The organism is Pseudorhodoplanes sp. (genome assembly GCF_050250235.1).
Taxonomy (GTDB): domain Bacteria; phylum Pseudomonadota; class Alphaproteobacteria; order Rhizobiales; family Xanthobacteraceae; genus Pseudorhodoplanes.
This window is the reverse complement of sequence record NZ_JBFWPA010000006.1, coordinates 118,415-125,536: the sequence shown is the minus strand read 5'-3', so window position 1 is coordinate 125,536 and position 7,122 is coordinate 118,415. Positions and strand designations below refer to the sequence as shown.

Annotated in this window: 11 protein-coding genes; 9 read left to right on the top strand and 2 right to left on the bottom strand. The window is 65.5% G+C overall.

Going from position 1 to position 7,122, the window contains the following annotated elements; all coding sequences use genetic code 11:
• Together cheB and AB7F49_RS05015 are read left to right on the top strand one after the other, a co-directional pair.
• A partial coding sequence (gene cheB / locus AB7F49_RS05020) for a chemotaxis-specific protein-glutamate methyltransferase CheB (RefSeq protein ID WP_428520726.1) occupies window positions 1–937 on the top strand: 937 nt, incomplete at its 5' end.
• A complete protein-coding gene (locus AB7F49_RS05015; RefSeq protein WP_428520725.1) occupies window positions 934–1,812 on the top strand; it encodes a CheR family methyltransferase in 879 nt (292 codons plus the stop codon). The genes cheB and AB7F49_RS05015, both read left to right, overlap by 4 nt.
• Before the next feature lie 33 nt (window positions 1,813–1,845).
• On the opposite strand, the gene AB7F49_RS05010 is transcribed toward AB7F49_RS05015, so the two are convergent.
• Window positions 1,846–2,757, bottom strand: coding sequence for a DMT family transporter (locus AB7F49_RS05010; protein WP_428520724.1), 912 nt, complete (start codon window positions 2,755–2,757; stop codon window positions 1,846–1,848).
• A gap of 665 nt (window positions 2,758–3,422) precedes the next feature.
• On the opposite strand from AB7F49_RS05010, the gene AB7F49_RS05005 reads away from it, so the two are divergent.
• The 7 genes from AB7F49_RS05005 (at window position 3,423) to AB7F49_RS04975 (ending at window position 6,012) form a co-directional block, all read left to right on the top strand.
• Complete coding sequence (locus AB7F49_RS05005; protein ID WP_428520730.1) at window positions 3,423–3,647, top strand: DUF433 domain-containing protein; 225 nt, start codon at window positions 3,423–3,425, stop codon at window positions 3,645–3,647.
• A gap of 58 nt (window positions 3,648–3,705) precedes the next feature.
• Window positions 3,706–3,930: a hypothetical protein gene (locus AB7F49_RS05000; protein WP_428520723.1), complete on the top strand. Its 225-nt coding sequence runs from the start codon at window positions 3,706–3,708 to the stop codon at window positions 3,928–3,930.
• Window positions 3,930–4,223 (top strand): type II toxin-antitoxin system RelE/ParE family toxin, encoded by a 294-nt coding sequence (locus AB7F49_RS04995; RefSeq protein ID WP_428520722.1) that lies wholly within the window; start codon window positions 3,930–3,932, stop codon window positions 4,221–4,223. The genes AB7F49_RS05000 and AB7F49_RS04995 overlap by 1 nt, the downstream gene beginning before the upstream one ends.
• 79 nt (window positions 4,224–4,302) lie before the next feature.
• The gene (locus AB7F49_RS04990; protein ID WP_428520721.1) at window positions 4,303–5,046 is read left to right on the top strand and encodes a rhodanese-related sulfurtransferase; all 744 of its coding nucleotides are present in this window, start codon (window positions 4,303–4,305) and stop codon (window positions 5,044–5,046) included.
• 280 nt (window positions 5,047–5,326) lie between these two features.
• Window positions 5,327–5,662 (top strand): hypothetical protein, encoded by a 336-nt coding sequence (locus AB7F49_RS04985; protein ID WP_428520720.1) that lies wholly within the window; start codon window positions 5,327–5,329, stop codon window positions 5,660–5,662.
• An 8-nt stretch (window positions 5,663–5,670) separates the two neighbouring features.
• Window positions 5,671–5,847, top strand: a complete 177-nt coding sequence (locus AB7F49_RS04980) for a hypothetical protein (protein ID WP_428520719.1) — start codon at window positions 5,671–5,673, stop codon at window positions 5,845–5,847.
• 12 nt (window positions 5,848–5,859) lie between these two features.
• Window positions 5,860–6,012, top strand: a complete 153-nt coding sequence (locus AB7F49_RS04975) for a hypothetical protein (protein WP_428520718.1) — start codon at window positions 5,860–5,862, stop codon at window positions 6,010–6,012.
• Here the strand turns inward: AB7F49_RS04975 and AB7F49_RS04970 are convergent.
• Window positions 5,964–6,995 (bottom strand): DUF2778 domain-containing protein, encoded by a 1,032-nt coding sequence (locus AB7F49_RS04970; RefSeq protein WP_428520717.1) that lies wholly within the window; start codon window positions 6,993–6,995, stop codon window positions 5,964–5,966. The genes AB7F49_RS04975 and AB7F49_RS04970 overlap by 49 nt on opposite strands.
• Between the last annotated feature and the right edge of the window lie 127 nt (window positions 6,996–7,122).

The following is a 7,122-nucleotide window of genomic DNA, read 5'->3' as shown; positions in this document are numbered from 1 at the left end:
CGACATGCCCGACATGGATGGCATCACGGCCCTGCCACTCCTGTTGAAAAAAAAGCCCGGTCTCGCCGTCGTGATGTCTTCGACGCTGACCCGACGCAATGCGGAAGTCACGTTGCGCGCGCTCTCGCTCGGTGCGCTCGACTGCATCCAGAAACCGGACGTCCAGGGCGCGATCACGAGCGAGGGCTATCGGCATTCGCTGATCGCAAAGATTCGCGAGCTTGGCGCGCGGGCACGGCGGTCGCCGCCCTTGATGGCGCAGCGGGCACGCCGCGCCCGGTGGGTCGGAAAGCAAATCACAGCCGCAGAGGAAAGGGAGACACAGCCCTTCGCTCTGCGTGGTGCAGCGACGGTCCCCCCTCGCGTTCTGGTGATCGGTGCGTCAACGGGCGGGCCGCAGGCACTGAACGAAATCTGCAGCCGGCTCGGTCCGGTGATCGACCGCGCGCCCGTGCTCATTACCCAGCACATGCCGCCGACTTTCACCACCATCCTCGCCGAGCATCTGGCACGCGCCACCGGACGGCTGGCACGCGAGGCGGAGGATGGCGAACCGATCCGTGCCGGCCGCATCTATGTTGCGCCGGGGCACCGGCATTTCGCGGTCGCGCGCGACAATGGACAGCCGGTGGCGGTGCTGGACGATGGTCCGCCGATCAATTTCTGCAAGCCGTCGGTCGACAGGCTGTTCTCTTCCGCCGCCGGGATATGGGGCGCCTGGGTCCTCGGCCTGGTCCTGACCGGAATGGGTACCGACGGCACCGAAGGCAGTGCCGACATCGTCGCGGCGGGCGGTGGCATCATCGCGCAGGACGAGGCAACCAGCATCGTCTGGGGTATGCCGGGTTCTGCCGCGCAGGCCGGATTGTGCTGCCAGGTTCTGCCGCTGCCTGACATCGCGCAGGCGATCACGCGCGCCTTCGGGAGGCATCCGTGACCGGCAGCGACTTCGATTTCATCCGCAAGCTCCTGAAGCAGCGCTCGGGCCTGATGCTGTCGGCCGAGAAGCAATATCTGATCGAGAGCCGCCTGATGCCGGTGGCGCAGCGCAACAAGATTCCCAACCTGTCCGAGCTTGCGCGCCGGCTGCGCCTGGGAACCGACGAGGCGCTGACCGCCGCGGTGGTCGAAGCCATGACCACCAACGAGACCTTCTTCTTTCGCGACCGCATCCCGTTCGATCATTTCCGCACCTTTATCCTGCCGGAGCTGATGCGCAGCCGAGCGCGCCACAAGCGCATCCGCATCTGGTGCGCCGCCGCTTCCACCGGGCAGGAGCCGTATTCGCTGGCGATGGCGATCAAGGAGATGGGCGGGCTGCTCGACGGCTTCCGCATCGAGATTCTCGCGACCGACCTCTCGACCGCGGTGCTGGAAAAGGCCGCGGCCGGAATTTACAGCCAGTTCGAGGTGCAGCGTGGTCTGCCGATCCAGCTGCTGGTGAAGTACTTCACCCAGATCGGCGAGAGCTGGCAGATCGCGGCAGACATCCGCGCCATGGTGCAGTTCCGGAACTTCAACCTCCTGACCGATTTTTCGCGGCTGGGGCTGTTCGACCTGGTCGTCTGCCGCAACGTGCTGATCTATTTCGATCAGCCGACCAAGTCCGGCATGCTCGACCGGATGGCGCGCGTGGTGGTGCCCGACGGCTTTCTCATCCTCGGCGCCGCCGAAACCACGATCGGACTGACTCATGGGTTCAGGTCGGTGCCCGACCGGCGCGGGCTCTACGCGCCCGCCGATCCGGCCGCCGACCAGATGCCCGACCGTGTACCGCGTTTCCCGATCCCCACGACCAGTCTCGCGTCGTAAGGCTGCACGGCTCGCGTATCGTGAGGCCCGGCGTTACGCCTTGCGCCGCCGCGGCGCCGCCAGCCGCGCCGCCAGAACGATCAGCGTCACCGACACCAGCAGCACCCAGGTCGGCGCCGCCAGCCCGAGCGCGATCAGGAGCGTGGTCGAGATCACCGTGGTGGCGTAGCCAAGCACGCCGAGGAACGCGACATTGCCGTGCTTCATGCCGATGTCCCACAGCATGAAGGCGGACCCGATCGGGCCCAGGCCCAAGAGCACCATCACGATCCATTGCGACGCGGTCGGCGCCTCCCAGCCTTCGAACGCGAGATTGCAGGCGAGCGCGAGTGCTGCGGTGGCGAAACAGGCCGGTGCCACGCTCTCGCTCGGCACCGCCGCGATCAGCCGCGACATGACGGAATAGGTCGCCCAAACCACGGCGCTGGCGAACGCGAAGCTGAAACCCACCAGCGCATCGGGATGGCCGCTGGATGCGCCGATCTTGTCGAACACGAGCAGGCCTGCGGCGGTGAAGCCCATCAGCGCGCCGATGATGTGCCGCCAGCTCAGGGTCACGCCCGGCAAGAAGCCGGACAGCAGCACGGTGAGCAGCGCCCAGAGAGAGGCGATGAGCCCGGCTTCCGCCGGCGGGGCGAGTTTCAGCGCGGCGAAATAGAGAACGTGAAATACGAACAGCCCGTAGATGCCGAGCAGGAACGAGGGCAGCGTCGGCACCATGGCGCGCGCGGGGCCGGTCGCGATCGCGTAGACCGCGATGGTCGCGCCGCCGACCAGGAAGGTGATGGCGGTCGACTGGAATGGCGGAATGCCGCCGCCCTTGAGCGTGGTCAGCGTCGCCAGCGTGCCCCACAGGACCACCGCGCAGAAGCCGATCGCAGTCGCGGTGCGGCCGGGCAGGGGAGCGTGGTGCTGCTGTTTTGTGTCTGGCGTCTTTGCGTCCATGGCTGCGGGCAGACTGTCCTCGTCCGCTCGTCCCGGCGAAGGCGGGGACCCAGATTTCTGGATTCCCGCTTTCGCGGGAATGAGCGGGTGAATGCATAGCGCGATTTCTCCTGTGAGACAGTGCGTGTGTGGAAGCTTTGGATGAAAACCGGGCATGCGCCGCCGCCCGTGTTGTTTGGAAGGCGCCGGGTGCGCCTGTCTCTCCTTGTCCCTCCCGCAAGGGGAGGGGGACGGCGCGCCGGGAAGCGCAGGCCAGTCCTTTGTGCCGCATGACTTTCACCATGCGGCCGCCTCTCGGCGCACCGTCCGCGGCGATTTCGCGCTCCGGAGCCGTTCTTCCGGGCCTGGCCGGATGAGCCGCGCCCATCCTTATCCCGCAGGCTTTCGCCCGCGTTCGGCCAGGCCATCGTCCAGCAGGACTACCTGCAGACCCCCGTAGTGGGGCCGGACGGCCAACCCGAAGCGTCCCGGAGGCAGGGTTACGAATCCCACCCGCAGGCGCCGCATCCCACCCCGCCTTCATGACGTCTCATGACAACGCCCTCGGTGGATGGGATGAATAGGAATATAATCCATAAGGCTCTATACGTCAAGTGAGCAACTGTCCCGCGTGACGGGCCGAGCACGACTCCCTATAATTCAGTCTCAAGTGACAGGAGGTTTTCCTGAACTATCAAGACATCATCACAATCGAGCCGGGAAAGCGCGAAGGGCGGTCTTGTGTGCGCGGGTCGCGCATCGCTGTCAGCGATATGCTCGGTTGGCTGTCGAGCGGTATGTCGCACTCTGAGATTATTTCGGATAATCCGGAACTGACCGAGACTGACATCAGAGCGTGTCTGGCCTACGCAGCCGATCGCGAGCGTCGGCTTTCAATCGCAGGGGCATGAAGCTTCTGTTCGATCGGAATTTCAGCTTCGTGCGGTAAACGACGGGAGAGACACCGCGATGACCAAGCTGCTGGAACAAGCCTTTGAACGCGCGCGCGCATTGCCTGCGGACGAACAGGATGCGCTTGCTGCCGTGCTCCTGTCGATGACGGAGGGTGGCGTCGGGATTGTGCCGCTCGATGATGAGGCTCGCGCCGCCATTCGGGAAGGTCTTGAGCAGGCCCGTCGCGGCGAGTTCGTGCCCGCGGCCGAGATCGAGTCGATCTGGAAGCGCTACGCCTGATGACACTGCGCTTCACGCCCCGCGCGCGCGCTGACCTCGAAAAAATCCTTGGCTATCTCGACCGGAAAAATCCGCAAGGCGCCGTCAACGTGGCGCGGATCATGCGCAAGACGCTGGACGTCATTGGGCAGTTTCCGCATGCGGGCCGTCTCGCGGGCGAAGAGCAGACGCGCGTGCTCCCGGTTGGCCACTATCCTTATCTGATTTATTGGGATATCGAAGCGGGCGAAGCGCGGATTTTGCACATCCGCCATGCCGCGCGGCGACCATGGGACGCGGAGCGCAAGAGCTGACTGCGGAGTTCGATTCTTTCTGCAGCGCACCCAGCGCAAACAGGTTTCCGCATTCCGCATCCTTTGATAAATCGCCACCATGCTGAAAGTCGCCGCGCTCTATCAATTCGTCGCGCTGCCGGATTTCCGGAGCCTGCGCGAGCCGCTGCGTGCGCTGTGCGAGCGCCTTGCCATCAAGGGCACGATCCTGCTGGCGCATGAAGGCATCAACGGCACCGTCGCCGGCAAGGATGACGCGATCGATGAACTCATCACGGAGCTGCGCGACGGCGCCCTGTTCGGCGGGCGGCTCGACAATCTCGAACTGAAATATTCCACCGCGCCCGAAATGCCGTTTCGGCGCATGAAGGTGCGGCTGAAGAAGGAGATCGTCACGCTGGGCGATGCCACCGATCCGACGAAAAAAGTCGGCGCCTATGTCGATGCCGCCGACTGGAATGCGCTGATTGCCGACGGCGAGATGCTGGTCATCGACACCCGCAACGATTTCGAGGTGACGATGGGCACCTTTGAAGGCGCGGTGAATCCGAAGCTGTCGCGCTTCGGCGAGTTTCGCGATTATGCCGCGCGCGAACTCGATCCCGCAAAGCACCGCAAGATCGCGATGTTCTGCACCGGTGGCATCCGCTGCGAAAAGGCCAGTGCGTATCTGCTCGCGCGCGGTTTCGACCGGGTCTATCAGCTCAGGGGCGGCATCCTGCGCTATCTCGAAACCGTGCCGGAAAGCGGGAGCCGCTGGCGGGGTGAATGCTTCGTGTTCGACGAGCGGGTGGCGCTCGGCCATGGGCTCAGCACCAGGGAAGCGGACCGCGACGACGCGTGACAGTCGCGGTGCGACATTCCGCCGCTTCCACTTAAGTCACTGAGAAACCGGCGACAACAGGCCTGGCCGGGCGGCTTCTATGGCACCCATCCGCCTCTTGACGGTGCGCGGCGCCGCCCTAAATCGTCCAGCCGACGGGCGCCGAAATGGGCCTGTTGCGGGCGCTGGAGGACGTCCGGCTCCTGCTCGTAGCAACGTTGCTCTCTGGAGCATGCTCTTTGGAGATGATGGCTATGAGACCAGACCGCTTTGCCGTCCCGGCCGAAAGGGAGGGCCGGCGATGAGCACACGCTTCGACCTTGATGAATTGCTGCATCCGGCGCGGGCTTTCTCGCATCCGTCGGAGGTGGTGCGCGATCCCGACCTTACCCTGAACGAGAAGCGCGCCATCCTCGCCTCCTGGGCGTCGGATGCCTGTGCGCTGGAAGCCGCGCCCGAACTGCGCGAGATTCCAGGCGGCACGCGCGTGCGCTTCGAAGAGATCATGGAGTGCTTGCGCGATCTTGACCGGCAGGCGAATCACGCGATGCCCGGCGCGGCACGGTCGCTGCGCAAGCGGCGGCTGCGCGGCCTGCTTCGCCGCGGCAAGCCGGATCAGGGCCATACGCTGCAATAGGTGCGGCCATGATCGCGACCAGACTCAACCGTTACGTGATCGGGCGGGAGCACAATGTCGTGCGCGTGGACTTCTCGCGCAGACCCGAACCGCCGGGCCCGACCTTTCCCGGCGCCGGCGCGTTGCGATGCGGTGCCGGGCAGCCGCAACCGGCCGCGGCAGGCTTGTCCGGTCGGGCGGCGTAGGGGAGGCGCGTGATGAAGACCATGCTGATCGTTCTGCTGATGGCGGCCATCGTGCTGGCCGCCTATGGCGGGCCGGCTTTCGCGCGGACGGGGACGCCCGGCCGTGAAGCTCGGCGCTACAGCGCCTTCGCGGTCCTGTTCTTGCCGATGTTGCGGCGCGCATAGGCGGCCGGCGGCTCCGGCAGGCGGAACACCACGATCATGCGATTGACCTCGCCGCGTTTGAAGGCGGCGAGGAATTTCGGATAATCCTTGACCGACACGCAGCCGTTCGACTGGCCGTTGGGGCCCAGCATGTAGGGGTGAACGAGGATGCCGTTGCGCCCGAACATCGCGGGCTTGTCCTCCGGATTCATCCGGATCGCTTCGACGCCGTGGAACCGCGCCTCGCGCATGGTGAGCTTGTAGGAATTCGGCGGCGTCACGCCGCGCATGCGAAGCTTCACGTGCCTGGGGTCGTCCATATACTGGCCGAGCCCCGAATGCGCCTCGAGCTTTTCGCCGTTCGGCATGTAAACCGCCTTGGCGTTGATGTCGTAGATCGCTGTCTTCTGAAGCTGCGGATCCTCGTCCGGAATCCGGATCCCGGTGGCCGGCGGCAGCGCGGCCAATTGTGGGCGCGTGCGCGGCATGATCATCGGCGGTACGATCGCCGGCCGCACCAGCCGCTCGAAGCGGTCGGTGACGGCGGAGAAACGCTGCTCGAACTGATAGCTTTGGCTGCCAAGCGGGCCGCTGAAGATGGCGTCGCCGGCAATGCCGCCGAGCAGGCCGGAGGCGGGCAGCGCGGCACGATCCGCAGCGACCGATCCTGTGGTGACGTCGTCGCGTTCGTTCTCGTCCGGCCAGTTGCGCATGACGTAGGGAACGGTCGAGGCCACCGCGGCTGCGGGGATCGAAAACCAGGCGAGACGGCTCTGTTTTGGAAGCCCGATGGTGGATCGGCGATCGGTCCGCGCGTCGCTGGCGACCGAGAAGACCCACCCGGCCGCCGCCAGCGTGCCCGTCACGATCGCGAACGCCACCAGGACAGCAGCAACGCCACGGCCCAGCGAGCCGGCGATTCGGCCCAGAAACCGGCCTGCCTGAAACGGTCCTGCCTGCCGCGCGCGCATCCGGACGCGCCGGCCAGAGGTCGCACGCGCCATGGAACGCAAGTCCCCCACACAACCCAACGAGAATTCCCCCATTCACCTTGGCCGAGCGTGGTTAAACCCGGGTAAAGGCGCGAGGATGGAATGTAGACGACAAAAACATGGCCGCTTCGGGCAAACC